The sequence below is a fragment of the Cupriavidus sp. 291-E7 genome (assembly GCF_057798835.1).
The window spans coordinates 81,173-107,306 of the sequence record NZ_JBYOJV010000020.1 but is presented as its reverse complement, the minus strand read 5'-3'; the positions used below and the strand labels follow the sequence as shown (position 1 = coordinate 107,306).

Below are 26,134 nucleotides of genomic sequence, written 5' to 3'. Positions count from 1 at the left end.
CTTCGCGCGGACATCGGTAATCTGGACCTAAGCGATTCGATTGGCGAATCGCAATGTTCCAAAGGAAATCCAAAATGCAATCGAATAAGAAAAACCATCTCCTCAGTGCGATCTCAGTTGCTGCCTCTCTGGTCCTGGCCGCCTGCGGCGGCGGCGGTGACAGCAGCACGCCGACGCAACAGCCGAGCAATCCGACGCCCCCATCGGCGCCGACCATTTCCGTGCAAGGCAGCGCGACTGCGGTTCAAGCGGACCCGCTGGCAGTTGTCGTTGTACCTCAAGGTTCCTCGACCACTAAGACTGTGGCTGGCTCCATCTCGGCAGCCAACTTCCCGGCCCAGTTCCAGAAGGCCACGACCGAAGGCGCTTACACACAATTCGGAATTGACGCCAACAGTCTTGTGATGCTGAACAGCGGCAAGGTTGTCGATGTAGCTGGCAATGGTGACTTTGCGCTTGGCCGTTGGACCGACGGGGGTTCGACTGTAGGATCAATTAGCTCCAACCAAGGCACCTCCTACGTCATTGGCAAACCGCTGAAGATTCAACAAGTGCTTGGGCCAGGAAAGACGCTAAGCTGCACGCTGCTCGCTGCGACAAGTCCGACAGCGGTCTCTGGCAACTTCGCCCCAGGCAAGTTGAACTCGGCCACGGCGGTGATTGACTTGAACGGCCCGACGCTTCAGTCGCTCAACATCGACGTCGCAATCGGCTCGGATGCGCATGCTACCGCCGCAGTCACAGGCTCGATTCTCAACGGTGTCTTCATCGCTCAAGGCGTCCTGCAGCAGGTGCAGACCATGGGTACGAGCCAAACCGCTCCGCTTTTGGCAGTCGGCTACGCGATTCCCTCACCCAGCAGCGGGGACGTGACGGGCGTTGTTGTGTTGAAATGTCAGTAAGAAGAGCATCAAAGCAAGAAAGGCCGGAACTCCCGGCCTTTCTTGCTTTGATAGGTTGCTTCCTTGGTCAACCGCCACCGTTTCCGCTTTGATATTCCTTACGACCTAGCCACTGAACCGTGCCTGTAGGACACGTTTTTCCGAAGAAGCCCCCGTCAGCTTCTTGGCCAGTTCCGCCGGGCCAAGTAATGCACAGGCCCCAGCCGCGATACTGCCCACTGATTGACCAGCCGTCCCACATGGCGACAACTACCCCTTGCGACACCCCGCCAGCCGCGCGCCAAATGCCGTTCTGGCAGGACATGGTCTTACCGTTCGGGTCGCTTCGGATCGCACCTTGTGGATCTCCGCATGCCTGACCCTCCGAGACTTGCTGCCAGGGGCCCGTGGACGGCACCAAGGCACCAGCAGCATACAGGTAACCGTTCGCAACGACTGACCCTGCGCTATTGATGTTACCGTTCGACGTCACCTGACTACCAACTACCGACGCGGTCGCCACAACGCTACCGTTTGACTGAATGTAGTTGCCATACACAGCGCTCCCCGTCACGTTTCCGCCTGCGGCCATGCTGCCAGATGCCGACACATTACCCGCAGCAGATACCGACCCATTGGACTGGAAATTCCCCACCCGATTCATGCCCTGATTATTGGCATCCATCGGGCCAGTCAGGTTAAGCGAGCCATCCCGCTTATAGAACTGATTCATCGACTGCGCCAGCAGCGAGGTATTACCCACACGCATCATCAGCACGCCGGCAGGTGTACCTGGCAACGGATTCGCTGCCGACCAGTTCGCGGCCATGCCGGTGATGAGGGCCGGATTCTCGGCATACGAGGCCCCGCCGTCCGCGCCCGCCCTTTGCACGGCCGCCGCCATCAGATCAGACCGGATGTTCCCTGAAGCGTCACGGTATCCGGTCGTCGAGTACATCTGGCCTGGGATCGTGCAGTTGGTCAGACCGGTCGCACAGTTTGTCGGTACCAGGTCGATCTTGAACGAGATCCCCAGCGGGCTCACATCGCTGAAACCGATCGGCAACAGCTTGAGGTTCACCAAGTCCTGAATGGTCGGATGAAGGGGATTCTGCACCGTTGCCGTCACACTGCCGGCCTTAATTTGGGTTGGCGTCGTCAGGCTTGTTGCCAACACCGTTAGGTTGTCAAAAACATAGGTGTTTGCGGCCTGGGCCACATTCTCCATGTACTGGCCGGTTCCCATCGCCAGCGCATCGTCGATGGCACTGTTCGTGGTGTAGATCATCGTGGCCAGCCCCACCGCTGAAATCGTCAGCTGAAAGGCGGCGTCCGTCATCAGCATTTTTTCTTTCTCCTTATGGCGAAGCCCGGCCAAGTGGCCGGGTGCTTGTACCTCAGTACTTTGCCCCGAACTGTGGGGGCACTACCGCTCGAAAGCTCGGAAATTTGCTATCGCTTTCGACGGCAATAGGCTTAGGCCACGACGATGTTGATCGTGTTGTTGCCGCCCGAGCAGGAAATCTGCGACGGATCCACCGAGCCGCCAACTGCCTTGATGACCGTGCCATTCACTACAATCTTGCCGGCGCTGCCCTGGTAGGCCGCAACGAGGGAGCTGCAAGCCGCGTCAGGCTGCTGCGACAGCGTCCACTGGATGGCATCGTTCGCGCTCAGCAGCTGCGCCGGCGCCACGGCCAGTTGCGCGCCACCCGGTTGGACAATCACGTTGCTGCCAGCCACGGTCATCGTCGTCAGATCCTTGAAGATGCCGTTGTTGATCAGACCGGTCATGGATACTTTGCTGTACTGGCCGCGGTAGGTGGCCTTGGTCTTGCCAACGACCGAATTCAGTTCCGAGGTCAGTTGCTGCACTTCGGTGTCTGTCAGCGTTCGCGCAAATGCCACCAGCACGGCGATCAGCACGATGCCGGCGACGAGCAGGTAGATGCCGTACTCCTCGATGATGCCCGCGCCACGCTGCCGGCCCAGGCGGCTCTTCGAATTGATCGGCCGATCCTTGAGAGGCATCAGTGCCGGTGCTTGGGTGATGGTTTCGGACACGTCCTGTTCGTTGAATTGCTGGCTCATGGTTTGAATCTCCTGGGAAAGTGAAATCAGGGTTGGGTGGTGACAGTCGACGGCGTAACGTGTTGCTTGGACATGCCAACGATCTGGGAACGGCCCTTCATCTCCATAGCGATGAAGAAGGGAGTGAACGACAAGCCGGTAATGAGGAACGCCATCGCAACCGACATGCGACGGTTGAAAGCGGCAGCCTTCTTCAGCATCAAGGCAGGGGTGTCCTTGAGCATGTCTGCGGCCACCTTGCTCAGCATCTTCGAGAGGTCTTCCTCATACTCGGCGATATCCTGGATGTTGAAACTGGTGTCCTTGTCGAATAGGCCCGTGTCGAACACCTTGCCGCCCTCGTTCGGGATGTATTCCAGGTTCAGCTCGATGCGCTCGATGTGGTACGCCAGGTAGGGATATGCGTTGTCCCGCATCAGCGACAGGCCGGCCGACAGGCTCTTGCGATCGCCGCCCACGCGCTTTGTCACCGCAGACAGGCCCGCGAAGAACTGCGCACCCTGGAAGCGGCGGAAGAAATCGAATGGCAGCAGGTTGCGATCCATCCAGCCACGGTGCTTGCCGATGTACCGGGTCAGCGCCCGTGCCGTCCACACCACAATGCCGATCTCGGCGGCCAGCAACAGCCAGCCCCAGTGACGCAGAAATGTGGTGCCCATGTGGAACGCGGAGCCAAGCGGACCGTACTGGCTTGGGTCCAGCAGCGCCTGGAAGGATTTCTCCATCTTCGGACCCGCGTAGAACGCCATCGTCCCCAGATAGACGTGCAGGATCAGGAAGGTGAAGACGACGCCGGTCAGGATGGCCACCATGCCGGTGCGCGCCTCCTTCAGCGCAAGCAGGTTCGCGCCCAACGTTTCCAGACCTTCCCGAATGTCGCCGCCTTGCTCTGCCACTGCGAGGATGGGAATATCCTCATCAGGCACCGTCCCCTGAAAAATCTCCGTGACGGTGGACTGCTGCTTCTCGCCGTCCAGACCCTCGAAGCGCGCGAGCCAGTGCGCCGACAGCTTGCCCAGCGGCTCCCCGTCCCGGCGGGCGGCATCCTTGGCAAAGAAATTCGAGATCGGCTCGCCGGGCATGGCGGCGATACGCTTGGCCAGCGCGCTGTAGTAGGTCCCGCGCTCAGCGCGGAACCGGAACTTGGCCCAAAACAAGCGATCGGCGAAAACGCGGTCCCCTGTCCGAAGGCTGGGAGCGACAACCTTGCCCAGCACGAACTGGCCAAGGCGCTGCATGAACTTGAGCACTCAATTTCTCCGTTGCAATTCACGCTGGCGCTTCGCCTCGTAGGCGTCCAGCGACGTGATGCGCTCGACTTCGCGCGGATCCACGATGCCGGCGAAGACCTTGTACATGGCCACTTCGAACACCGTCTTGCCCGTGCTGTCGGGGATATCGAAGCCCATCGTTCTCTTGGTGCGCTGGTATGCCGCCAGCTCGATGTTCATGGCGTCGCGGATGTAGACGAGATCCTGCTCGTCCGGCTCGAACATTTCGGCCACCACCGTGCGGCCGCGGGCACCGTTGAGGTCTGGCAGGTTCGGCCGAGCACAGAGTTCGCACCCGTCAGGATTGCGCAGACGAATGCCTTCCACGTCGAACTTGAAGAGTCGTTCGATCTGCTGCAGCTTGGCCGCGCCGAGTACGTTTTTCATTTCCGCGCCGTGCAGGCCGCAAGAGCAGGTTTTGGGAAGCAGTGCCTGGTAGACGTACAGATTGATAAAGCCGGGCGTGGCAAGGACGCTGCGCGGAATGCGAAGCTCGCCATCAGACAGCCGGTCAGGTGCCGTCAGGGCGCTTGGGGCGTGAACCGTCGTCAGTGCGCGCAGGCCCGCGCCAGCGACATCCCGGAAAAGGCCAGCGGATTCGTGGTCCCGCACCTCGCCCACCATCACAAAATGGGGGTTCATCCGCTTGATCTGCCGCTTCATCGCGATGAACGGATCTTCATCTCGATCGCCGGCATCCAGCGTGCGGGAGACCGAGAAGTGGTGCGTGCCCGGCGCGATCAGCTCAACGGGGTCTTCCACGGTCATCTTGTTCATCCACGCTGGTAGCCGCTGCATCACCGCCTGTGCGGAGGTCGTCTTGCCGGAGCCGACCACACCCACGAACACGGTGCCGCCGCCGAGATTCAACGTGCAACGATCCAGCAATGCCGATTGCTGCGGGAAGTAGCCCAAATCCTCCACAAAATCGAGGATCTTGGTCTGCGCTTCTTCGCGGTGAACCCGCATCACGGTCAGATGACCGTTGACACTCTGCGCGGAAGCCCAGCGGCAAACCACGCTCTGCCCGTCTACGCGAGTGCGGATGCTGGTCTGCTGCGGCAACGCCCGCGAAAATGCGTTGTGCGAGCCGCCCTTCCCCTTCTGGAAGATGTGCGACAGCGTATCCAGCAGCACCCCGGTCTCCATGCGGAACTCCGGCGGGTCCACCAGATAGCCATCGATGGCGAAGCGGATCTGCGAATGGGTGCCCTGGTCGACAATCTCCCAATGAATGTCGGACGCCGTTTCCCGCAGGGAAAATCGCAGAATCGCTTCAAAGTTGTGCCATAGCGCGCTGGCGGGCCGGCGACCTGCCGCCGGCGCACCGTCGACGAGTCCCATCGGATCCACACCGCCACGCGATAGCGTCACCATTACCTGCGGTGCTGCCACATGCAACATCGGGCTAGCCGCGTCATACCGCAAGCGCAGCTGACGCAGGATCTCCTCGGTGACATCGGAGTTGACCATTTCGCGGGTCAGGATCACGGCGAAGGTCCCACGACTGGCGGCGCCGCTACCTTCCGACACCAGCACCGGGCAGATCGAATGACGCAGCGACTGCGACAGGCTCAGTTCCTCATAGAGCGTATTGAGAAACACAGGCAGATCATCGGCTGTCCCGATCTCGGCCGCCGCTGCTGGAGGTGGCGCGAGTGTGGGTTGGACTGGCGCCGCTGGCAAAAATGAAGCGCCGTTGCCAGTCAGCACGGTGACCCCATTTATGCCTCCCATGCCGGATTTCGCCCGCTCCGGTTTCGAGAAGAGTCCCATTTCGGCCCTCAGCGCTGGGCGACCGGAGGCATGCCAGCCGGCTGACTCGGCGCGATCGGCGGCATGATCGGCAGCGCCGGCACCTGTGACGGCTGGGGCATCACCGGAGGGGTCAGGACCGACGACGGCGCCATCCCAGGCAGACCACCCTGCGGCAGCGGCGCGGTGGGCCGCGCAGCGTTGATTCCTTCACTGGCCGGCCGCTGCTCGAACAGGTTCACCGCATCGTCCTGCTCGTAGGGCGCGAAGAGCTTGGACTTGCCCTTCGTGAGCGTGGTACCGCTCTCGGTAATGGCGCTGACCGTGTAGCCGCGCCATTTCGCCCCCACCTTGGCCGAATAGGTCTCGCCGCCCCATTGCACATAGCTGCGCAGCGACATCGCCCCGCCTGCTGAGCGGCCGTCGACACCATATAGCGCGATGGTGCGGGGCTTCGAGCGTTCCGCGTCAGCCTTCATCTGTGCGGGGGTCGGCGCAGCGGAGACCGCCGCAGGCGGCGCACCCTTGTTCAGATCCTGCTCCATCTTCTGGAGCGCAACCCGTCCATCTGCGTCGATCAGCTTCTGGGTGATCGTCTTGTTGTCGTCGTCGGCATAAGCACCGCCAACGATGGCGAGGCCCAGGATCGCGGCCAGTGTGCGGCCAGAATTTCGTGCGTAGCGCATGAGATGTCCTTTAATCGCGGGCGTAGGCATCGCCCTTGACCGTCAACATGAATTTGGATTGCTTGAGATCGGGCGCGGCGTCCAGATTGACGGTCAGCTCGATGTAAGTGACCGTCACGGGCGCGGGGAACGCTTTGAATTCGGACGCGTTGCGCAAGGGGCCGGAAATTTCCCAGCCGGCCAGCTTCACCGGATGCTCGATGGCGGCCGGCCCCTGGGGGGGCACAAAGCCAAAGAAGCCGAACTCGCCCAGCTCTGCTTTGCCAGCCACGGGCCTCAGAATCTGCAACTGCGAGCCGAAGTCCGCGCGCAATGACATAGATGCCGGCAGGTGGCCCAGCGCATCACCCAGGCGCCGAGCATCGCCCATCCGGACCCGAGCGGATACGTCCACAGCGGCGTCACCCTTCTGGAAGCGCGGATTGGTGGCCCAGTCCGGGATCGCCTTCAGGAACGTCCGATTCGTCGCGCCCCGCGTCGCGTCCTTAATGACGTAGGTCGCGGTACAGTCCGACTCGGGACTCACGATCTGCTCGCATTTGATCGTCGAGAGCGTCCAGCCGCCCACGGACAGCGGCGCCACGGTGGAGAACCAATGCGTGAACGCCGGCAGCGCACTGGATGCGGGTGCGATCGGGGCAGCGCTGCGCGCAACAAGATCTTCGGCATACAGTTCTGCCGGCGACTTCTGCGGTGGCGGCGGATGCATGCGGCGCTGATACGCGTCATATTCGGCCTTGCCGTAGTGCCACCCGGCAAAGCCGACGGCTGCCAGGGCGGTGACGATCAGCAGTTGCTTGCGCTGGGTGGTCGCCCGCGGCTTCTTGAGCACCGACGCCGGGCCAGCCACCTCGACCAGCTTGGCCAGGTCAAACTCGACGTGGGAGATGCGGCGGTCTTGCGGAAGTAGCGCAAGCAGCTCGGGCGAGTTCCCGACGAGTTTGAATTCGCCTTCGCACTTTTCCGGGAAATCGGCAGCGAGCGCGGACAGCGTCCGTTCCTCGGTCACGATCTGGTCGAAGCCAACGCGCGGCCTGCCCTTCACAATGCCGCACACGAAGTAAATCGGCGCGGCGCCAGCGTGATCGAACCGGAAGACGAACAACGCGTTGGGGACCAGCTCCGGGACACGCGACAGCGCCGCCGCCGCCGAGTACAGCTTGTCCTTGATCTTCGCCTGCGCGTCAGCTTCGTTGAGATAGCCCATATGCAGCGCCTGGTCCTCGTGCCAGATGCGCGCTGCCCGAACTTCCTTCGCGATGTTTGCCGCCAATGTCGTCGGCGTGCCGCTCCCGGTCAGGGTGCGCCACTGCATACCGAAGACCAGCTTCTTGCCGTGGATATCCAGGATCATTGCGCGGCCCCACCCAGAGCCCGGCCGCCGGCGCCGCCGAACCGGTACCGCTTGCGCAAGAAGGCACGGAACTCGGCCCCATCGCGTACAGGCCCAGCGTCATTGCCCAGGGACAATTCGCCGGTCGACGGCAAACTCAGACGGTTGCGCAGAGCATGCTGCCAATTGGTGCGGAACTCGTTACGGAATCCCAGCTGGCGGGGTGCGAAGAGAGCGCACAGGACTGCCGAACAGAACAAGGTCAGCCTCAGGAACAGCGCAAGGAGTTCGGCCAGCCGTTCTGGAGCCAGCTGCGCAGCCAGCAAGATCGACTTGATGGCGGCGCCCGTTCCCGTGCTGTCCAGCAGCAGGCCGCCGACTGCGGTCCAGAACATGATTAGCGGTACATAGCGAGCCAGCCACCGGCAGAAGTTCACCGCCATCACACCCGTGTTGCAAAGCTGACGCAGATACGTCGACACCGAGAACGCGGCGCGATAACGCATGGCAGCGTATTCATTCTCCAGGACTGCGCCGAGGTCGATTCCGTCAACGCGCACATACAGAAAGCCGGAGTTTTCCGAGTCAATGCGGTGCTGAAGATGCAATCCGTAGGCGGACAGCGTCGCTTGATACACCAAGGTCAACACAAAGATGGACAGCGCCGCGCCAATCATGTCTGATGGCCGTTGCATCGCGATCATTGCAATGCCAGGCAGCCACATCAGCACCGCGATCCAGAAGTGCTCGCGGTACAGCCGGGCAATATCGGCCCAAAGCGTTCGAATGCGTGCCATGTCAGTTGCCTTGTTGAACAGTCGGTTCACCCTGGTCCTGCACCATCACGGTGGCCAGCACGAGGGTGAACGTCCGGGTCTTCGACGCCGTCATGGACCCGCCCAGGATCATCGGCAGGGACTCTCCCAGCGTGCGGCGCGTCAACTGCGTGTCATCCTGCTCGAACGCGGTCATGACGACGGTCTGGCCGTTGCGCACAATCAGGTCCTGCTTCGGGATGCCCTTCGCCACAAGGTTGATGTTCTGGATCGACTGCTGGTTGGCGCCCGTGCCCGAAGTGAACTTTTCCAGCGGGCCATCTTGCTTCGACTGATCGAAGGCGATCTGCAGGTTCACATCGTCACGCGTGGTCGCATCCGCATACACCTGCAGCTTGAAACCGACCGTGGCCGTCGACGTGCTGATACCCGGAATGCCGCCCGTGCCACCTGCAGTCGTCGTCGCCGGCGTGGTGCTGGAGACGTAGGAGAACGTGCGGCGGTTGTTGTACTGGAATGCGTGGCGGTTACGCATCGAGATGGGGATCGTCACCGACGACGTCACGGTGCCGTACTGCTTGAGCGCACTCATGATGGCATTGGTGCCCGAGAACTGGCCCGAGTTCATCGTCAGACCAAAGCTACCGGCCGTGCTCGAAACCAGCGTCGACGGGGACAGCGCCGACAGCGTGAAGCCCGGCACATTCTCCAACGCCTTCGTCAGCACGGCGTTCCAGTCAACGCCCGCCTCGCCGTTGTCGGCAACGGACAGGTCGATCATCTGGAACTTCAGCGTGACCATCCGCGAGTAGATGGCGATCTGGCGACGAATGATGTCGTCGGCCGCTTCCACCGCTTCGCGCGTGTCACGCATCGTGAGCAGGCCGGTACCGCGGTTGAGGTCGAGATCCCCCACCATCGTGCGCACGGGATTCAGGCTCTTGCGGACCTCTTCCAGGTCGTCGAGTTCTTTCAGCTCGGCCTTGGCCGCCGCATCAATCTGCGACGAGTTGGAGCTACCGCTGTTGCCGGTGCCGCCGGACCCCTGCGACGTCTGCTTGAACTCGGTCGTGAACGAGTTGGTACCCGGCTGAATCGGCAGTTGCCAGGTCTTCGTGACCAGTCGGTAGAACCGGATGACGCCCTTCGACGGGAGGAATTCCCAGTTAATGCCCAGGCGTGTTGCCACCAGGTCCAGCATGGTCGCCAGTGGCATCTTCTCGCTGTTCTTGAACTCGACGTTCAAGGCGTTTTCCACTAGCGGCGTGGTCTGGATGCTTGCCGTGCCGCCAGAGGACGTCAGGGGGGCGGGCAACGGACCGCCAAGCGACGGCACGGGGCCGAGGGTGCCCGCCTGCGTCGGTGCGCCATTGAGCGGCGTTGCCTTCAACGCCTGCTGAGCCTGCGGACCAAGTGAACGAGGCATCAGAACGTTCGAAGGCAGGTACACATCCGAGTCGATCTTGACCGGAATCCCCGTAGCCATCGTGATGCGCTGGCCCACCACGGCAAGCGGCATCGTTTTCTCGGGGAACATCACCCACGTATCCACATTGTTGCGCAGTGCGAGCGGCAGCGTTACGTTGCGGGCCACCGCCACGCGCTTGCCCACGAGGAACGGACGACCAACGTCCTGCTCGGCTTCCACGGCCGCACGATCGCGGCGAATGCGGGCGTAGAGTTCCTCGGTGGTTTGCGCAGCTTGCGCACGTGTGTCGTCGGTCGTCTGTCGAACATCCTTCACCAGCGTCGGTGAAACGCACCCGGCCAGCATCGATGTAACGAGCGCGGCGCCAGTGGCGGGACGGAGAATGCGGGTCAGCTTCATGGATCGTCGCCTCACTTGGACGGGTCGCACTTCGTGGTCAGCTTCACCACGCGCACATAGTTGTTGGAATAGAAGCAAGGCTTCAGGCTGTAGTCGGTCATCTCCGTGGACGAGAGGACGCGGCGAACAGCGGCTTTGAAGTCAGCGGTGAACGAATCGTTGCCGCCGATCTCCACGTCCTGGTCGAGCTCCCACGGTGCGGCCGTCCAGCCCGTCTCACGGGCCCACTTTTCCACCAGCAGCCGATAGTTGCCGTCGGCGGTCGAAACAGTCCAGTCGCGCGGACCGGCCACTGCCGGCATCGCGGCACCACCGGCGGCCACTCCCGCCACCACCGTCGCCGGGATTGATTGGGCGACTGCCGTCGGCGTATCGTTTGCCTTGGCAATGAGTGTGGGAGCTTCACTTGCCTTCGGCTGCGCGTTGCCGCGACTGTCCGACAGCAGTTGCCAGCCGCCACCGGCCAACGGCTTGGTCGGCTCAAAGTTGCCCGATGCCGACGCCCCAAAAGGCGAATTACCGGGTACAGCTGCGTGAGCGCAGATGGCGATAGCGGCGGCGCCGCTCAGCAGAACCCCGCACATCCGGGACATCGATCGAGGCTGATACATGGCTGATTTCCGTTTTGAATTCGATTGGGTCATTTGCTGGTGGACTGGAGCTTCTGGTAGACGCGGTTGGCGTACCGAAGCCGCTTGTCCGGAGCGCCGGCGTTGTAGCAGCCGACCGCCGTCCAGGTTTCCCCGTACCGGCTCAGACAATCCGCGAGGATCCACGTCCCCACGTAGGCGTTCGTACAGGGATCGAACAGGCTCTGCCGCGTGATACCGAACTTGGCCAGACGCGGCAGATGCGCCGAGTTGATCTGCATCAGGCCGATGTCCTCGCTGCCGTTCGTGTTCGTGTTGGTCACCCACGATCGCATGCCGGATTCGACCTGCGCGATACCGCGTGCTAGCGTCGGGCTTACGCGGTGGAATGCTGCGGCTTCGTCCAGGCAGTCGGCATGCGCGCCGCCGGCGACCGTCAGGCCGGTAACGACACAAAGCAGGAGGCATAGGCGCTTCACGCTCATTGGACGGCGGCCCGCTCGTAAAACCGGACTTCAGGAAGGCGGTCAACCCGAACGACGTTCCCGTCCGCGATCACGGTGAGGTGATCGGACACGCCGTTGAACTTGAAGTAGCGGTCCCTTTGCTCGCCGCCGCCTTGGCGGTTGTCCCCAAATACGGAGATGCTGGCCAGGGACTTGGCAAAGCTCAGGTACGTGGCGCCGTCCTTTTCGAACACGCGCTCCAGGCCCGCCTCGTTCTCGCGGGGAAACAGGAAGTTGATGCCGGGCACCCGCGCGACTTCGACGCGCTTCAAGCCGCTACTCGCCGTAAAGCTGTCGACCGTCGGGAAGGACAACACCTTCTCGCTGTCATCCCAGCGAGTGCGGAGCTTGTCGCCTGCGCCATCGCGCACTTCCAGGTCCTTCGGCTCAGCTTCGAAGCGGACTTCGATCCGCCCGTTTTTGGCGTCGCGGATTGCCAAGGCGTTGAACGCCGAAGCCAATGTGTGACCTTCCGGCAGTGTCGTGCCGGTGGCCGGCGCACTCGCGGCTGAAACCGGCGTAGCGATTGCCGGTGCTGTTCCAGTCGTTGCTGAGGCTCGGAGCATTCCACTCGTCGCGGCCTCGACGGCGAACGCCTTGGGTGGCGTCGCACGCAGCGCTACGTTCCGGCGGCCGAAATCCACTTCCGCGTACAGGTTGCGCTGTTCAAGTACCTGCGCGAGCGCCTGCAGCCAGTTCTCCCCCGCACGTGCATCCAGCGAGACGTCATCCGTCAGCGGAATGTCCTTCTGCGCCGTGCCGCTCCACCCGTTCGGGGCGATGGACTTGACCATCTGCGCCAGCGGTAGTGACGACCGGCCTGCGCGCACCAGCGCGATATCCGTGTAGCTGCCTATCAGGGCCAGACGGCCGGAAATGGCGGCCAGGCTACGCGGCATATCGCCGCCCGGGTTGGCCGGCTCGGAAGTGAAGCCATTGGCGCGCTTCCAACGTGCGATCACCGGCTGGCCATTCACGGAGTAGCGGACCATCTCCGGCACACCGTCGATCACCCAATAGGGGCCGTTCTGGATAGCACCATCCGCCTGCACCGATTGGCCGAAGCGCGGCTGGATGTACGTGGAAAGTCCGTCGTTGAACACCATCGCCGGTCGGTCGGCCGCACGCGCGACAACCTGATAATCGAAGTCTAGCGGGTCGGTGTCGGCCGCGATTGCCGGCGCAGCAATCAGCGCCAATACAGAAATGAAGAGCGGCCCGATCATTGGAAACTCGCAACGTGTTTCATGAAACGTGAGAAATATGGCCCGCCGCGTTCCGGATTCGCACTGTGGTACCAGGCCACGGCCTTCATCGGCGAGCCGCTGCGCTGCAGGTTCTCGGCGAGAATGTCCTCGGCCACGCGAATGTTGGTCGCGGGCGCGAGCGCCTCCCACGGCGAGGCGAAGCGCTTGCCGTGGTAGCACCAGTTCACCTGCATGAGGCCCACATCGAAGTCGCAACGGTCGCTCGCCAACAAGCGATTGATGGCCGAGTAGGCTTCTTCCCGTGACGAGAAGAACATGCCCCGCCCCGCTACATTGAGCGTCCACGGCCAAGGGCGACCGCGATACGACGACTCGTTCATGGCGATGCCGGCGGTAATCTTGGGATCCACGCGGCTACCCATCTGGGCAAACGGCTCTGTTTTGGGTGCGCACGCCCAGCCGCCGCGACGTTCTGCAAGCGCTTCTTGAGCGGCGTCATCAAGATGTGCCGGGCGCAACCACCCTTCTCGTACGAACAGACGAGCAAGCGGCAACGTCTTGCCCGCCAGCGTCACAGTCGGGCCCTGGTCGGCACCCGGCTCGATCTGTGCGCCGAGCAGCCGAGCCGACCAGCCCAGGAACGCGTCCAACCCACAGTACAAAACGGGCTTGCCTTCGAGGGTATGCACACGTGCCTGACCGTCGGCATTCACGACAATGGCGTTGGGGCTGATGACGGCCTCGATCGTTGCCGCATGGGCAGCAACGGACGCGGAAGCGAAGAGCAGGAACGCCGCGAGCCGCTTAATCACGGTACGGCTCCAGCGCGATGTCATGTTTGACCTGCACCATCATCTTCTGGCCGGGTTCGGTCGTGATGGTCGGTCGGATGTTCTGATTTCGGTTCAGAATCGTTTGCGCCGTCTGCGTTGCGACCTGCCCTGCCGCGTTGCCGTATGCAACCAGTCCGGCCGGGCCGACTGTGGTCGTCGTCGGGTTGTCGTTGAAGCGCAACGACAACGCGCCGATGATGAGCGCGCCACCGAAGATCTTGAGGAAGTGGTTGTTGACGTCGCCCGTATTGCCGGCGGTGCCATCCGGGTCTGCGCCCTGCATGCCCATCAGCGGCACCGTCTTGCCGTTGGGCAGTTGCATGCGCACGAACGCTGTAAGAATGCGTTCCTGGCCTACCGCGATATCGGCGCTGTACATGCCCACAAGCGTGGTTCCGGCCGGGATGATCTTGCAATCGCCCTTGACCGTGTCGTACACGTCCTGCGAGACACTCGCTCGAAACTCGCCCGGCTTGTCCGAATTAAGTCCGCCCGCAAACGTAGCCGGGATGACGAATCCACGGCTCAGTGTGCAGCGCGGCAGCTTGCCATCGAAGCTCGTCCGCTGCGTCGTCATGGCGCCCGCGTCCCGAAGGAATTGCCTATCCGCCGAGATTGCCGGCGCGGCCGAGTCCTGGCCTTGCGATGCTGCAGCTGCCGCCGCGCTGGCGCGCGCCGCCGCCTGCTGCTGGAGCACACGCATCTGCGCGGGATCCGTCACGTCCGGAACAGTGCCGCCCTTGCCCTCCAGTTGCGACTTCCTTACCCCGCTCTTATAGATCGGCGCGGTGAAGATGGAATCCTTCTCGTTTTGCTTCGCATCGGGAGCCGGCGCTGTTTTGCCGCCGCTTGTGAGGTCGCTCGCCGTCAACAGCGGAGTTTTGCCTGTATCCGGGGGCGCAGCTTGCTTACGCTGGCGCTCCGCTTCCTGCCGTGCCTTTTCCGCCTGGTCGCGAATTGTTTGCTCGAGGTTCTGCGCACCTTCTGACGACCCTGTGCGCGCGCGGATTTGCTCAGCACGCTCCTTTTCTGCCTTCTCGTCGTGCTGCGCTTCGCTAATCGACTGGAAGTAGTAGCCCAAGGCGCCGACGAGGACGGCCGCGATGCTGCCTAGAGCTACGACGATGTTACGCGGCAGCTTGCCCTTGACCGTGCGCTGCTGCGCGTCGGTCACGTCGGTCACGTCGGTCACGTTGCGATCCGTCTTTGCGCTCCTCATCAGAAGAGTCCCAAGATGCGCCCGCGGCCGCGCTCGATGCGCACTTCATCCTTGCCGGAGCGAAGCACAATCGTGTCCGCCAGCCGTTGGACAACGAGATAGCCGCCGCGTCGGATGGCATTGACGACAACGAAGTCGCTGCCGTCCTTGATCAGCGCCACGGGCCAGTTCTGCGACGCGCCCGCCGGCATACGCAGCCACAAGGACTTTCCGTCATCGAATGCTGTCTCCGGCTTGAAGCCAGCACTGCCAGAAATGGAGTACTCGAAGTTCAGCTTCTCGGGGGAGACGCCCACCACTTCCGTGTTACGGAATTCGCCCTCCGTGACGCGCTGATCGTCAACAGCATCCACTTTCGCTTCGTTGCGAGCCCTGACCTTCGACGCAATCGAGACCGGGATGCGGAACCGAACCTTCTGATAGAAGATGCCGCCAAGCGGGGAAGACACCAACGTGAACTCGTAGCTGCGCTTGGTCGTGTTCACCGAGAGCGTGTTCACGAGGCCGGGAGCCTGCGGCTTCACGTACAGGTGATTGGCGCCGTCGGTCTCATAATCCCATCGAACGCTCTCGCCCCACGCGGGCTCCCCAACGATCTGTTCATCGTCGGGGAATTCGATGGTCGTCATCTTCAGCGGCGCACTGAGCACACGGAAGATCTGGTCGCGGCTATAAGTGAATACAACCAACCGCGAATCTCCCGGCAGCGCCACGGGATCCACGCCACCATTGAACGGATTGGCGGGATTCATGGCGTCGCTGATGTCGCCGACGCCTAGGTTTGCGAGGCCGGCCCCGAGGCGCAGTGCCGTCTTCTCCGCGGCCTGGCTATCAGGGGCAGAAAGGATCAGGGCCAGCGCGGCAGCGATGGCGAGCGGGAAAATCCGGGAGGGCTTGCTGGCTTCCATGTGCACTGGGCGCGGCGTTAAGCCTGCGACTTTTGGATGCTGAAGAAAACGGGATAAATGCCGAACGGGTTCGTCCCGAGAATGGCGTCACTGGTCGGCGGCTTGACCTGATACCGGAACGTGACTGCGTAGCGCTGCCTGCGCGGCTTGTATCCGTCCTCACTGGTGGACGTAACAAACTCCACGGCCACAGTGTTGTCTGGCAGGATGGCGATATTGAGGATCTTGGGCTCGCGTACCAAGGTGGGGGACGAGATGACCTGGCGGACCGGCTGATCTTCGTCGACCCATTCCTGGAACTGCGTTCGGCCAGAACCCACCATCTGCTCGCGCACCGAGCGCAGGTTCTGTGCAATGCGCGAGCGTTCGACGTCGGTACTCAGAATTGGCTCAATCGTGAACCAGCGCGTGACCAGATCCTTGAAGGCCCACTTGAGGGCCATATCGTCGGGCCGATAATCCACCAGTTCGCGTACGTACGGCTTGCCCGTGGCATCCGCCGAGACACCAACTGCCTTGACGACGGAGGGCGGCGATTCGCGCGTCATGATGGCCGCCAGCGCAATGAATCCGATCCCGAGCGTCGCGATCTTCCAATGGTTGCGCTCCACGGCCAGGCGTGTCGTGCGATCGAAGATCACCTGCTCGGGCCGCTCATTGGCGTACATCCCTGGGGCGACGCTCAGGGGATTGGCCTTTTCGGATTTCTTGGGAAAAAAACGCATGCGGCTTTCCTGTTGGATGCCGCCAATTGAAACAGCTAACCGACTGTCAAAGAGGGGGGAAAGCTATGCGATTTTGCGCAGCTTTCCGCGTTTGGTCTCATTCCGTACCACGTCGGCAGATCAGGCACTGGGGAACTCTCGTCGCATGGAGATGCAAATTGGATAGCATGAATGGCAGGCACTTTCCACGCTTGAGCAATGCTCAAGGGCCGGTTTAACGGCGTCCCAACCCGATAAGCTCATATTTTTTTATGAGCTTATCGGGGAAATAGGTTGAGCATGCTCACGCTTTCGACGAGCAACACGGCCTCTGCAACGATCCTGAGACACAGCAGTTCCCCAGAAAGCTCCGCAAAATCGTATAGCTTTCTGCCCGCCACGATGGTCCGTGTCCGCCAACAATAGCGGGCATGGATTCCTCCGCTAATCACCCTCTTCTGCAATTGAGCCAACTCGAAGAAAGTGCCGTAGGCATGTTCTTCGAGTCGCTCGCGCCCATCCGCGAGGTCACGGACGCCACGGATGTGGCCGAAGTCATGATCAATCACTACGACAACATTTGGGTCGAGCGGCGCGGGGTCATGACACGTCTTGAAGCCTCGATTGAACCCGCAAAGCTGGAAGGCGCGATTCGCGCACTGGCCTCCTCCGTGCAGAAGTCTGCCGTGCGCGGGACGTCCCAAGGGATCATCAACGCAGGCCACAAGGGTCTGCGTATCGCCGCCGTCATGCAGCCCACCGCAATCGGTGGCCATGCGCTCAGTATCCGCCGGCACCAGGAACGGAACCTTTCTCTGCGTGACTATGTGAAGGCAGGTGCGTTTTCTGCCAAGCACGCGCGCAGCGCCGAAGACGACCGTGCCATCTTCACAGGGCCTGTCGAAGACGAATCGCTGATGGAGGCACTGGAGCAGCTCGTCCGCCAGCGCAAGAACATTCTGGTTGCGGGCGGGACGTCTTCAGGTAAGACGACTCTTCTGAATGCACTGGTCGAAGTGATTCCACACGACGAGCGCGTGCTGACTATCGAGGACACGATGGAACTTAAGCCTCGTGTACCCAATCTCGTGCGACTGCTTTCCAATGCCGACAAGGGTGTCACCACGCAGCAACTGGTGGCGCTGTCCTTGCGCTTCCGGCCCGATCGCATTCTCGTCGGCGAGGTTCGTGGGGGCGAAGCCTACGACATGGTCCAGGCCTTTAATACGGGGCACGACGGCGGCATGGGCTCGTTGCACGCCCCGGACGCCCGTGGCGGTCTCACACGCCTCGAAAGCATGGCCCTCCTGGGCATTCCACCCGGCTCCGGCTGGAAGGTGGAGGACATGCGCAAACTCGTCGCCGACTGTATCCACTACGTCGTCCACATGAAGCGCACCGGCGAAATGCGCCACATCAGCGAAATCATCGAGGTTCAGGGCGTCCGGAACAACGAATACGTCGTCAAGCGCGTTTTCTAACAACAGGAGCTTTTCTTAATGTCTCTCTCGACTTCCCTTCGCACAGCCCTCGCGCGTAAAAAGGCTTCCAAGGCGATCACCTTGGTTGGCCTCATGGCCGCGGCCAGTTCGGCCGCCGCCGCCGAAATCGCCGCCTTCTCTGCGCTCGGAGACTTCATCTGCGGCATCGCGACCTTCATCAACACCAAGTACCTGTTCGTGGCCGGCTTGATCCTGATTGTCCTGGGCGCGGTCGGTATCGCAAACTCCGAATCGACCATCATGAAGTTTGTCTCCGTCATCTGTATCGGCGTGGGCCTGGCAGCAGCAGCCCCATCGATCATGACGGTACTGGGTGTCGCAAAGGCCTGCACGGGGTTCTAACCATGCGCCAGCACCACGTCAGCATCGGTCTTTCCCGGCCCCGTCAAATTGGCGGTGCGGTACGCGGCCTCGCCATTGCCAATGGCACGATCGTCGCCCTTCTGGTCTACGTCACTTTCCGCAGCGGCTGGAAGATCCCTGTCGCCGTCGTGCTGATGGGCATGGCCTTTCACGCTTTGCTGCGCTGGCTGACGTCGCGGGACCCGTGGTGGAACCAGATTCTCAGCGTCTACAACACCTACGGTGACGTGTATGAGTCGCGCCCCTGGCACGGCAAGCTGCATTCGCTCTTCCGCCGCCCCTACGGCTTCGACAGCGACCTCCCATGCTGAAAATCAATCGCCGCCCGCTGTATGAAGTGGCGCCGTGGCTCACCTCCATCACCCCCGAGTTGATCCTCAACAAGGACGGCTCGCTCCTGGCGACCTTCGAGTTTCAGGGGGTCGATGCCGACAGTCCCAATAGCGCCGATATCGAATCGGCACGAAACCAGTTGGACCAGGCCTGCAAGTCGTTCGACAACCGGATCACCGCATGGTGGAAATTGAGCCACCGGCGTGCGCACGGATATGTGGGCGGCGACTTTTCGGAAGCGGCCGATGCACGTCTGGATGCTTTGAACAAAGCCCACCTCACATCCGGAAAGTACTTTCGGAACAAGCATTCCCTTGCGCTCGCCTACACGCCCGAAACGGGCGTGGCCAAGTTCTTCGACAAGGTTGGCCACCATATGACGGTTGGGGGACGATCGGTCTATGCCTCAATCTTCGAGGCAACGAAGGACACCATCTTCGCGCGCAGCGCGTTTGCGTTCGACATGGAAAAGCTGCAGGCCGATACCCGGCGATTCGAGGCAATGCTCGACGCCTTCGGGGGCGGTGTCCCGCGCCTCAAGCTCAATCGCCTGGTCATGCAGGACAGCTACGCCGCACTTCACCAGGCAGCCAATCCCAGCGTGCCGGCAAGACGGATTCGCTACCCGGTTACGCTACTTGACACCCACCTCACCGAGTCGGAAGTGACCGTCGGCGCGGAGCGACTTCTATTTGAGTCCGCACACGGCAAGCGATACGCAGGCATTGTCTCGGTCAAGGAATGGCTCGGCTTCCAGGAAGCAGCGCTCGACGGCCTGATGCAGATCGACGCCGAACTTGACGTCTGCATCATGTTCCGCTTTCTCGATACTGCCCGTGCATCCGCCTATATCGAGAAGGTTCGCCGCTTCTACAAGATGGCGGCGCTAAATGTCCGCGCGATCCTCAAGCAGTATTTCGGGAAGGAGGAGGCCGAGAACGACGAAGGACGCGAGGAGCTGGCCAAGGAGGCTGGTATCGCCCTCAAGCGACTCACGGCTGACGGCACCCAGCATGGCTTCGCGAATATCTCCATCATTGTCTACGGCGAAACCGAAGCGGCCTGCGAAGACTCGATAAGTGAGGTGATCGGCGCGCTGACCAATGCAGGCTTCGGCGCAATCCGCGAGAACGCCAACCTGATGCCGGCATGGAACAGCACCCTCCCCGGCCGCTGGGACAAGCAGCGGCGCCTGCAGTTTGTGGAGACTCCCGCGGTGTCCGACATTGCGCCAGTTTGCTCGGTGGTTCCCGGCCCGACACGTAACGACTGGCTCTCGGACAAGGCTGGCCACGATGTTGCGCCGCTCACCTGCCTTCCGACTCGCCACAAGACTGCACAGCGTGTCGACTTTCACCAGCCGGGCGGCAATGGACACGTGCTCCTCATCGGGCCAATCGGCGCGGGCAAGTCGGTGTTCCTCAATTTTCTGGTGTCCCAGGCGGGGCGGCACGGAGCGCGCCGGATTCGCTTCGACAAGGACCGATCCACCCGCATCCCGACGCTCCTGAGCGGCGGCACGTTTGTCGACGTGACCGGAAAATTCCAGACTGCGACCCACGTCAACCCGCTGTCACTGCTGAGCGACCCAGAGAATTTCACATACGTCGCGCAATGGGTGTCACTCGCACTCGAAGACGACAATTTCTTGCTCACCCCGCAGCAGTCAACGGACGTCTACGAGGCCGTCAAGATCCTGGCGACCTATAGCCCTGAACGCTGGACGCTGAGCAACCTCTCGACCCAGTTGCACGATTCTTTGCGTGAACGCCTGCAAATCTGGCTCAATGGCGGACAATACGGTCACTTTTTCGACCATGCCGAGGATGCGTTCGCGGTAAGCGACAACCTGTCCATCGAGATGGGCGATCTGTTCGAGAAGTACCCACGTGCGGCAGCCCTCTTTGTCGACTATGCGTTCTATCGCATCAGTCAATCAATGGACGGATTGCGTTACACCATCATCGAGGTGGAGGAAGCCGGCTTCTTCTTCCAGCAGCCCCGCTTCTACAAGCGCCTAGAGACATGGATCACCGCGATCCGGAAGCTCAATGGCGCCATCTGGATGGCCACGCAATCGCTGCGCCAACTCGACCGCATTCCGGACTTCGAGATCCTCAAGGACAACATCGGCAACCTGATCTACCTGCCCAACAGCCAGGCGAACTCCAGCAAGGACCTCTACGGAGGCAAGTTCGGGCTTACCGATGACCAGATCCAGATGATCAACGACGCGATTCCCAACCGCGACTATCTCTGGATCACCCGGTCACAGACTCGGATGCTTCAAAGCATGTTCTCGGACGAAATGGTGGCGATGCTCCGATCCGATGGCGTCGCACAAGCGATCCTCGACCGCCACCACGCATCCGGGGATATCAACTGGCAACAAAACTACGTGCGTGAAATGCTCGCGCGCAATTCCTAAGGAGAAGAAGTCATGAAGAAGTGGTTCATCAAGGCCGCTGCCGCGGCTTCCTTTACGCTGAGTTCGCTTGCGCACGCCGGCGGCCTGCCGGTCATCGATGTGACGAACCTCATCCAGAACACCATGACGGCACAGCAGTCCGTCAAGGACGAGGTCTACCAGAACACCAACATCACGTACCAGTACAAGATGATGGCCAATCATCTCCTGCAGTCGACTGGCCTTGACGCGGCGGCGCTGGAGCAGCAACTGAACACGCTTAACGACCAAATCCGTAGCAACGAGACCTACGCCAATGTGCTCAAGGACCTCTACGGCGGGCTGTCGGGAAACACGGACTATCTGAACCGCGTGCAGAGCATGATCGTCTCTTCTGGAAAGAGTTCCACGCAGTGGTTCGAGGACCAGTCGACGCTGCTGAGCAACGGCGACAAGACCGCAAAGAACATGTTCAATCTCGGGTCCACTGTATTCAAGAACACCGAGGCGACGGCCAAGCGCCGCGAGAAGATTCAGAAACAGATGAAGCTCTCGCCTACCGCGCAGGCCACCGCGCAGTCAACCGGCCAGATGCTTGATGTGCTGGCAGGTCAGAACTCCGACCTGCTTCAGCTCATGAGCGCCAAGGCGCAGTCCGATGCCGACAAGGACCAGAAGACGCTGGCCGTGGACGCCGAATCCGTCGAGCGCGCGCGGTTGCTGCAAGCCGATCGGGACGTGCAGCGCCAGAGAATCCTCAACCTCAAATGATCGACAAAGCCGTCATGCCGCGCGCGTTGAAGGCGCTGTTGAGCGCGCTACTCGTCCTGGCCATGCTCGCCATCCCCCAGGCCTTTGCGGCCGACGAACAGTCGGGTGGCACTGCGCCAGCGGCATCAACCCCAACCACGTCCTCAGGTCTGCCCGGCGACCTGGCCGCAGGGATTATGAAGACGCTCAACAAGATGGATGGGCTGTCCCGCAGCCTCATCGTTGGCGCCACCGCAATTAGTGACCGTATCCGCGGTGAATCCGACAAAGTCGCCTTCGGTCTAGGCGTCATCGCCCTCGTGCTCGCCGGCCTACGGTGGGCCGCAACCGGTGACGCGGTGCAGGCGTGGACGGATTTCATCGAATCGATCCTCATTCTTGGCATCTTCGCGTCGCTGTACGTCAGCTACAACAGCTTCGCGCCTTCGATTTTCATCTGGTTCCAGAAACTTGCCACCGCGATCAACGCTGGTGATGACATCTACAGCTTACCCGCGACGCTCGTCACGACGGCCGGGAAGTTCTTTGAATCCATCGGCAGGATGTTGCTCGCGGTCCTCCACAGCCGGGTCAGCCTAATCGAGGCCATTGGCGGCGCCGTACTCCTATTTTTCGCGTTTGTCTGTGTCCTGGCTGCAGCACTCATCTACTCATGGTTCATGATGGTCGGACAGCTGATGGTCGCCATCGGAATCGTTCTCGGCTCGCTCGCCGTCGCGTTCGGCATGCTCGACGTCACCCGTAAGTACTTCACAGCTTGGTTGGACTACATGGTCACCGGCTCCATGTACATGGTCGTGTCGGCAACCATCGCCCAGCTCGTGACGGCCCCGTTGCTGGGCTCCATGCAGGACATTCGTGCAATTGGGACGGATACCGTCCTGGCCGCGGGCTATGCGCTCTCACTCGCCGTCGTCCTCATCTTCATTGCTATGGAGATTCCCAAAGTATCTGGCTCCATTTTTGGCACGGGAGGGGGTGTCAGCGGCACGGGTGGATTCAAGATGCTCGGCCGAGGCGCCTGGAACCTTGGCAAGAAGATGGCAGGGAAGTAAGCATGATCCATCAGCCATTAAAGGTCGCAGAGTTGATCTACGCGCACGCCAAGCGCATCGATCTGATCCGCCAGTATGCCAACGAAGCCGAGCCGGCAGCATTCTCATCGAAGTGGATGGCCGTGCTGGAAGCCTGTGCGCAGTGGTTCGGTTCAATGCCGTTGCGTCCAACGGAGCATGCGGAGCCTGGCGGTGCCATGCGGGCGACGGTGGAGGCGGCCTACTTTGCCATGCGACTTTCGGGTGCCCAGAAGTTTGGCGCCGATCAGCCGTCCGAGCGGCGTCGCTTACTTGAGCCTCAGTATCTCTATGCGTTGTTCCTCGCTGCTTGCTGCTCGCGCCTGGACGAGCCCTGCCGGCATTTCCGCTTCCATCGCGAAAGCGATGGCGCCGAATGGATCCCAGCAGCGCACGGTGCGTTCGGCACCTGGTTGGGCGACGGCACGTACACGGTCAAGCGTCGGGAAGATAGCATGCCCATCGAGCGCATGAGAACCGCCCTCCTCGCCCGCGAAATTCTCGGTGCCGAGCGGCTGGCGCGCTTCGATCCAGTAGTGCTGGCCGATCTCTTCGGGGCCATCAACCCGGACGTACGCCCGACCGGCATCGAGACGCTACTGCACAAAGTCGCACGTCAGGCGATCGAAACGACCACCGGTTTCGAGGTAAAGGCCCGTCGAGCAGAATTCGCACCGGATACCACCCCGGCCCCGTCGGCGGTTGACCTTGCCGCGTCTGGCAACGCAGCTCAACCGCAAGCAAAAACTGCGGCGCTTGCCGCGGCCGCGGGACCGGGTACCGACGCGCAGCCGTCTGGGCGGCACCCCGCCGAAGAATCCGCGGAGGCAGCGCCGTCGTCACAGATCGTCAATCCGGCAACGTCGTTGGCCCCGGAAGATCCTATGCCTCGCCCTACGGCCGCAGCCCTCCCCATCGATGCGGTGCGTCCTGCCGGAAACGACAAGCGTACGGATCCGTTTGCTGAAGCGCTCGCAGGCACCTCGAACCTGATGCGGGACTTCTTCCGCGCTCTGTCGCAAGACGTTCAGGCTGGCAAAGCCAAGGTCTCCTGGGTGGACAACAAGCTGGCAATCAGCAAGCGAATGATCGGCAACTACGGCATGGCGTCCGAGTCGCTGATTGAAAACCTGCGCAAGTTCGGCCTGCTCTACAAGGTCGTCGGGCAAGACATCTTGTTGATCGACAAGGTGGCAGCGCTGATTGCCGAACGTCCTGCCGCCTCCGAAGGATCGTGATGCGCAACTACATTAACCATTTCCGCCCGATTTTCGAGTTCCGTGCCGTCGTCGGGTGGGCGATTGCGATTATTTTGCTATTGATTAGCGGAATGCCAAGCGCCGGGTATTTTGCGCTGTTTTCATTAACGATGCTTGTCTTCCGCTCCTCTCAGGTCTGGACTGCACTCAAATTCCGCATGGCGATTTCTACGAAATGGCTGACGGTGATACATATCGACCGGCTTTTGGAAATCAGCGACACAATGCGAGTCAAGCAGAATGCAATGTACCTCGGTTTGGGATATGAATGGACGCAGCGCCATTGCCAAATCGCGCACGATATCTTGCGCATGCCGTCCAGCGATATTCCCGGCTTGCCTAAATGGTTGCCGGATCCTATCGTTGAACGCGTCGAAAAGATTTTCGCGCCGGCTGACAGCCTCGCAGACACCATGCCGCAAGGCCGTTCATGGATTCACGGCATGGAACCCAAGAAGGACTGGGTGCCATTTCACTATAAGGCAATGCCCGGCCACACTTCTGTTAGTGGCACAACCGGCTCTGGAAAAACGCGGACCTACGAAGTTATATCGACGCAGGTCATCCATAATCCCAACGATATTTTGATTATCATCGATCCAAAAAATGATGGAGATTGGGTAAAGCGCGTAAAGAAGGAATGCGAACGGACCGGACGTAAATTTCTTTATTGGAAACAGGCGGCTCCTTCTCAATCGATCCGGTTGAATCCAATCGAGAATTGGTCGCAGCCATCCGAAATCCCGAGCCGTATTGCACAGCTTATGGAGGAAGGCCCATTCCGTCAATTTGCCTTCTTGTTCATTGATCGTGCCGTTAAGGGCGAGCTTTATGTCGGCGACAAGCCGAACCTGCGGTCCATACTCCAGTACGCCCAGAACGGCATCAACAAGCTGCTCGACCGGGCGCTGCGCCGGTTCTTCCCCGAAGCTGGCCTGCCAGACTGGGAGGACGAAGTGAATGGCTACATGCAGAAGGCCGGCCAGCGCCCCGGCGGCACGCTGCTTGACGCCATGGTGCAGCTGTACATCGCGCGATTTGCCAACAAGGATCTCGGCCACGAAGCGATTGATGGTCTGGTGGCCACATTCCATCACGACCGCGACCACTACGGTCGGATCATCGCTTCAGCGCTACCACTGCTGCAGATGCTGGCAACCGGCGAAACGGGTCTCATGCTGGCGCCTAAAGCCGACGACTTCGATGACAACCGGGAGATCTGGGACATCGATAAGGTCATCAAGCAGAAAGCCGTGCTCTATGTCGGGGCGGATTCTCTTTCGAACGCCCTCGTTGCTCAAGCAATCATGTCCATGCTGCTGGCCGACATCGCCTCGGTCGCCGGCGCCATCTACAACTTCTACGAGAAGCCACCTGAAGTGGTGCTCATCATCGACGAGGTGGCCGAGGCGATCAACGAGCAGGTTATCCAGGTACTCAACAAAGGTCGGGGAGCGGGCTTCAAGGCTTTCGTCGCATATCAGACCCGCTCCGATTTGACGGCGAAACTCGGAAACCTCGCAAAGATGCAGCAGGTTTTGGGCAATCTGAACAACCAGATCGTTTTACGCTTGGAAGACATCGACACGGCGAACTGGTTCTCGGAGAAGGCCGGTACCACCGCCATCCAGAACATCGTTGTGTCCAGCAGTACAAGCACGGGCACCGAGGCCCACGTTGGCGAGTTCAGCGGCTCGGTATCGCGATCGACGCAGCTTGAGAAGGCACCGTTGATTCCGCCCGAACTGATTATGCAGTTGCCAAACCTGCAGTACTTCCTGCGCATATCCGGCGGCTCGGTGTACCAGGGTCGTATCCCGATCATTCAAGGTTAATT

24 protein-coding genes are annotated in these 26,134 nt (G+C 61.1%); 9 read left to right on the top strand and 15 right to left on the bottom strand.

The genetic code is table 11. The features are described from left to right. The first annotated feature begins 74 nt into the window (after positions 1-74). On the top strand, positions 75-902 hold the full coding sequence (locus tag AC3FLX_RS27470) for a hypothetical protein (protein ID WP_488700493.1): 828 nt from the start codon (positions 75-77) through the stop codon (positions 900-902). A gap of 67 nt (positions 903-969) precedes the next feature. Here the strand turns inward: AC3FLX_RS27470 and AC3FLX_RS27465 are convergent, their stop codons facing one another. The 15 genes from AC3FLX_RS27465 to AC3FLX_RS27395 all read right to left on the bottom strand — a co-directional run bounded on the left by AC3FLX_RS27465 (position 970) and on the right by AC3FLX_RS27395 (position 16,610). Beyond that, positions 970-2,226: an adhesin gene (locus AC3FLX_RS27465; RefSeq protein ID WP_488700492.1), complete on the bottom strand. Its 1,257-nt coding sequence runs from the start codon at positions 2,224-2,226 to the stop codon at positions 970-972. Between the two features lie 131 nt (positions 2,227-2,357). Beyond that, entirely contained in the window at positions 2,358-2,972 is a 615-nt protein-coding gene (locus AC3FLX_RS27460) for a type 4 pilus major pilin (protein WP_488700491.1), read from the bottom strand. 26 nt (positions 2,973-2,998) lie between these two features. After that, positions 2,999-4,222 carry a type II secretion system F family protein gene (locus AC3FLX_RS27455; RefSeq protein WP_488700490.1) on the bottom strand — a complete coding sequence of 408 codons (1,224 nt, stop codon included), beginning with the start codon at positions 4,220-4,222 and terminating at the stop codon, positions 2,999-3,001. Next, the gene (locus tag AC3FLX_RS27450) at positions 4,223-5,848 is read right to left on the bottom strand and encodes an ATPase, T2SS/T4P/T4SS family (protein ID WP_488700489.1); all 1,626 of its coding nucleotides are present in this window, start codon (positions 5,846-5,848) and stop codon (positions 4,223-4,225) included. It abuts the gene before it with no gap. Positions 5,849-6,027: 179 nt separating this feature from the next. After that, positions 6,028-6,684 carry a hypothetical protein gene (locus AC3FLX_RS27445; protein ID WP_488700488.1) on the bottom strand — a complete coding sequence of 219 codons (657 nt, stop codon included), beginning with the start codon at positions 6,682-6,684 and terminating at the stop codon, positions 6,028-6,030. 10 nt (positions 6,685-6,694) lie between these two features. Further along, positions 6,695-8,038, bottom strand: a complete 1,344-nt coding sequence (locus tag AC3FLX_RS27440) for a type IV pilus inner membrane component PilO (RefSeq protein ID WP_488700487.1) — start codon at positions 8,036-8,038, stop codon at positions 6,695-6,697. Next, entirely contained in the window at positions 8,035-8,814 is a 780-nt protein-coding gene (locus tag AC3FLX_RS27435; RefSeq protein ID WP_488700486.1) for a hypothetical protein, read from the bottom strand. The genes AC3FLX_RS27440 and AC3FLX_RS27435 overlap by 4 nt, the downstream gene beginning before the upstream one ends. A gap of 1 nt (position 8,815) precedes the next feature. Continuing rightward, entirely contained in the window at positions 8,816-10,621 is a 1,806-nt protein-coding gene (locus tag AC3FLX_RS27430; protein ID WP_488700485.1) for a protein PilN, read from the bottom strand. An 11-nt stretch (positions 10,622-10,632) separates the two neighbouring features. Next, the gene (locus AC3FLX_RS27425) at positions 10,633-11,232 is read right to left on the bottom strand and encodes a toxin co-regulated pilus biosynthesis Q family protein (protein WP_488700484.1); all 600 of its coding nucleotides are present in this window, start codon (positions 11,230-11,232) and stop codon (positions 10,633-10,635) included. A 29-nt stretch (positions 11,233-11,261) separates the two neighbouring features. Continuing rightward, positions 11,262-11,696 (bottom strand): lytic transglycosylase domain-containing protein, encoded by a 435-nt coding sequence (locus tag AC3FLX_RS27420; RefSeq protein WP_488700483.1) that lies wholly within the window; start codon positions 11,694-11,696, stop codon positions 11,262-11,264. Further along, positions 11,693-12,943 carry a TrbG/VirB9 family P-type conjugative transfer protein gene (locus tag AC3FLX_RS27415; protein ID WP_488700482.1) on the bottom strand — a complete coding sequence of 417 codons (1,251 nt, stop codon included), beginning with the start codon at positions 12,941-12,943 and terminating at the stop codon, positions 11,693-11,695. The genes AC3FLX_RS27420 and AC3FLX_RS27415 overlap by 4 nt, the downstream gene beginning before the upstream one ends. Next, positions 12,940-13,737, bottom strand: coding sequence for a lysozyme family protein (locus AC3FLX_RS27410; protein WP_488700504.1), 798 nt, complete (start codon positions 13,735-13,737; stop codon positions 12,940-12,942). Before AC3FLX_RS27410 ends, AC3FLX_RS27415 begins: the two co-directional genes overlap by 4 nt. Further along, entirely contained in the window at positions 13,730-14,977 is a 1,248-nt protein-coding gene (locus AC3FLX_RS27405) for a TrbI/VirB10 family protein (protein WP_488700481.1), read from the bottom strand. Before AC3FLX_RS27405 ends, AC3FLX_RS27410 begins: the two co-directional genes overlap by 8 nt. Beyond that, a complete protein-coding gene (locus AC3FLX_RS27400; RefSeq protein ID WP_488700480.1) occupies positions 14,977-15,885 on the bottom strand; it encodes a TrbG/VirB9 family P-type conjugative transfer protein in 909 nt (302 codons plus the stop codon). The genes AC3FLX_RS27405 and AC3FLX_RS27400 overlap by 1 nt, the downstream gene beginning before the upstream one ends. A 17-nt stretch (positions 15,886-15,902) precedes the next feature. Continuing rightward, entirely contained in the window at positions 15,903-16,610 is a 708-nt protein-coding gene (locus AC3FLX_RS27395) for a VirB8/TrbF family protein (RefSeq protein WP_488700479.1), read from the bottom strand. A 410-nt stretch (positions 16,611-17,020) separates the two neighbouring features. Here AC3FLX_RS27395 and AC3FLX_RS27390 point away from each other — a divergent pair, with 410 nt between their 5' ends. From AC3FLX_RS27390 to traD, 8 genes are read left to right on the top strand one after another with little or no spacing between them, the layout of a single operon-like run. Continuing rightward, complete coding sequence (locus tag AC3FLX_RS27390) at positions 17,021-18,070, top strand: TadA family conjugal transfer-associated ATPase (protein ID WP_488700478.1); 1,050 nt, start codon at positions 17,021-17,023, stop codon at positions 18,068-18,070. An 18-nt stretch (positions 18,071-18,088) separates the two neighbouring features. Continuing rightward, complete coding sequence (locus tag AC3FLX_RS27385; protein ID WP_488700477.1) at positions 18,089-18,433, top strand: prepilin; 345 nt, start codon at positions 18,089-18,091, stop codon at positions 18,431-18,433. Between the two features lie 2 nt (positions 18,434-18,435). Further along, on the top strand, positions 18,436-18,765 hold the full coding sequence (locus tag AC3FLX_RS27380) for a conjugal transfer protein (RefSeq protein ID WP_488700476.1): 330 nt from the start codon (positions 18,436-18,438) through the stop codon (positions 18,763-18,765). Next, complete coding sequence (locus tag AC3FLX_RS27375; protein WP_488700475.1) at positions 18,759-21,215, top strand: VirB4 family type IV secretion system protein; 2,457 nt, start codon at positions 18,759-18,761, stop codon at positions 21,213-21,215. Before AC3FLX_RS27380 ends, AC3FLX_RS27375 begins: the two co-directional genes overlap by 7 nt. 12 nt (positions 21,216-21,227) lie before the next feature. Next, the gene (locus tag AC3FLX_RS27370; RefSeq protein ID WP_488700474.1) at positions 21,228-21,965 is read left to right on the top strand and encodes a TrbJ/VirB5 family protein; all 738 of its coding nucleotides are present in this window, start codon (positions 21,228-21,230) and stop codon (positions 21,963-21,965) included. Further along, positions 21,962-23,020, top strand: coding sequence for a type IV secretion system protein (locus tag AC3FLX_RS27365; RefSeq protein ID WP_488700473.1), 1,059 nt, complete (start codon positions 21,962-21,964; stop codon positions 23,018-23,020). The genes AC3FLX_RS27370 and AC3FLX_RS27365 overlap by 4 nt, the downstream gene beginning before the upstream one ends. A gap of 2 nt (positions 23,021-23,022) precedes the next feature. Next, positions 23,023-24,276, top strand: a complete 1,254-nt coding sequence (locus tag AC3FLX_RS27360) for a TraI domain-containing protein (protein WP_488700472.1) — start codon at positions 23,023-23,025, stop codon at positions 24,274-24,276. After that, positions 24,276-26,132 carry a conjugative transfer system coupling protein TraD gene (traD, locus tag AC3FLX_RS27355; protein ID WP_488700471.1) on the top strand — a complete coding sequence of 619 codons (1,857 nt, stop codon included), beginning with the start codon at positions 24,276-24,278 and terminating at the stop codon, positions 26,130-26,132. Before AC3FLX_RS27360 ends, traD begins: the two co-directional genes overlap by 1 nt. The last annotated feature ends 2 nt before the right edge of the window (positions 26,133-26,134 follow it).

What these genes read in the sequence shown, in the direction of transcription:
- AC3FLX_RS27470 (WP_488700493.1), top strand. Translation starts at nt 75, where the DNA reads ATGCAATCGAATAAGAAAAACCATCTCCTCAGTGCGATCTCAGTTGCT.
- AC3FLX_RS27465 (WP_488700492.1), bottom strand. Translation starts at nt 2,226, where the DNA reads ATGCTGATGACGGACGCCGCCTTTCAGCTGACGATTTCAGCGGTGGGG.
- AC3FLX_RS27460 (WP_488700491.1), bottom strand. Translation starts at nt 2,972, where the DNA reads ATGAGCCAGCAATTCAACGAACAGGACGTGTCCGAAACCATCACCCAA.
- AC3FLX_RS27445 (WP_488700488.1), bottom strand. Translation starts at nt 6,684, where the DNA reads ATGCGCTACGCACGAAATTCTGGCCGCACACTGGCCGCGATCCTGGGC.
- AC3FLX_RS27440 (WP_488700487.1), bottom strand. Translation starts at nt 8,038, where the DNA reads ATGATCCTGGATATCCACGGCAAGAAGCTGGTCTTCGGTATGCAGTGG.
- AC3FLX_RS27435 (WP_488700486.1), bottom strand. Translation starts at nt 8,814, where the DNA reads ATGGCACGCATTCGAACGCTTTGGGCCGATATTGCCCGGCTGTACCGC.
- AC3FLX_RS27430 (WP_488700485.1), bottom strand. Translation starts at nt 10,621, where the DNA reads ATGAAGCTGACCCGCATTCTCCGTCCCGCCACTGGCGCCGCGCTCGTT.
- AC3FLX_RS27425 (WP_488700484.1), bottom strand. Translation starts at nt 11,232, where the DNA reads ATGTATCAGCCTCGATCGATGTCCCGGATGTGCGGGGTTCTGCTGAGC.
- AC3FLX_RS27420 (WP_488700483.1), bottom strand. Translation starts at nt 11,696, where the DNA reads ATGAGCGTGAAGCGCCTATGCCTCCTGCTTTGTGTCGTTACCGGCCTG.
- AC3FLX_RS27415 (WP_488700482.1), bottom strand. Translation starts at nt 12,943, where the DNA reads ATGATCGGGCCGCTCTTCATTTCTGTATTGGCGCTGATTGCTGCGCCG.
- AC3FLX_RS27405 (WP_488700481.1), bottom strand. Translation starts at nt 14,977, where the DNA reads ATGAGGAGCGCAAAGACGGATCGCAACGTGACCGACGTGACCGACGTG.
- AC3FLX_RS27400 (WP_488700480.1), bottom strand. Translation starts at nt 15,885, where the DNA reads ATGGAAGCCAGCAAGCCCTCCCGGATTTTCCCGCTCGCCATCGCTGCC.
- AC3FLX_RS27395 (WP_488700479.1), bottom strand. Translation starts at nt 16,610, where the DNA reads ATGCGTTTTTTTCCCAAGAAATCCGAAAAGGCCAATCCCCTGAGCGTC.
- AC3FLX_RS27390 (WP_488700478.1), top strand. Translation starts at nt 17,021, where the DNA reads ATGGATTCCTCCGCTAATCACCCTCTTCTGCAATTGAGCCAACTCGAA.
- AC3FLX_RS27385 (WP_488700477.1), top strand. Translation starts at nt 18,089, where the DNA reads ATGTCTCTCTCGACTTCCCTTCGCACAGCCCTCGCGCGTAAAAAGGCT.
- AC3FLX_RS27380 (WP_488700476.1), top strand. Translation starts at nt 18,436, where the DNA reads ATGCGCCAGCACCACGTCAGCATCGGTCTTTCCCGGCCCCGTCAAATT.
- AC3FLX_RS27375 (WP_488700475.1), top strand. Translation starts at nt 18,759, where the DNA reads ATGCTGAAAATCAATCGCCGCCCGCTGTATGAAGTGGCGCCGTGGCTC.
- AC3FLX_RS27370 (WP_488700474.1), top strand. Translation starts at nt 21,228, where the DNA reads ATGAAGAAGTGGTTCATCAAGGCCGCTGCCGCGGCTTCCTTTACGCTG.
- AC3FLX_RS27365 (WP_488700473.1), top strand. Translation starts at nt 21,962, where the DNA reads ATGATCGACAAAGCCGTCATGCCGCGCGCGTTGAAGGCGCTGTTGAGC.
- AC3FLX_RS27360 (WP_488700472.1), top strand. Translation starts at nt 23,023, where the DNA reads ATGATCCATCAGCCATTAAAGGTCGCAGAGTTGATCTACGCGCACGCC.
- traD (WP_488700471.1), top strand. Translation starts at nt 24,276, where the DNA reads ATGCGCAACTACATTAACCATTTCCGCCCGATTTTCGAGTTCCGTGCC.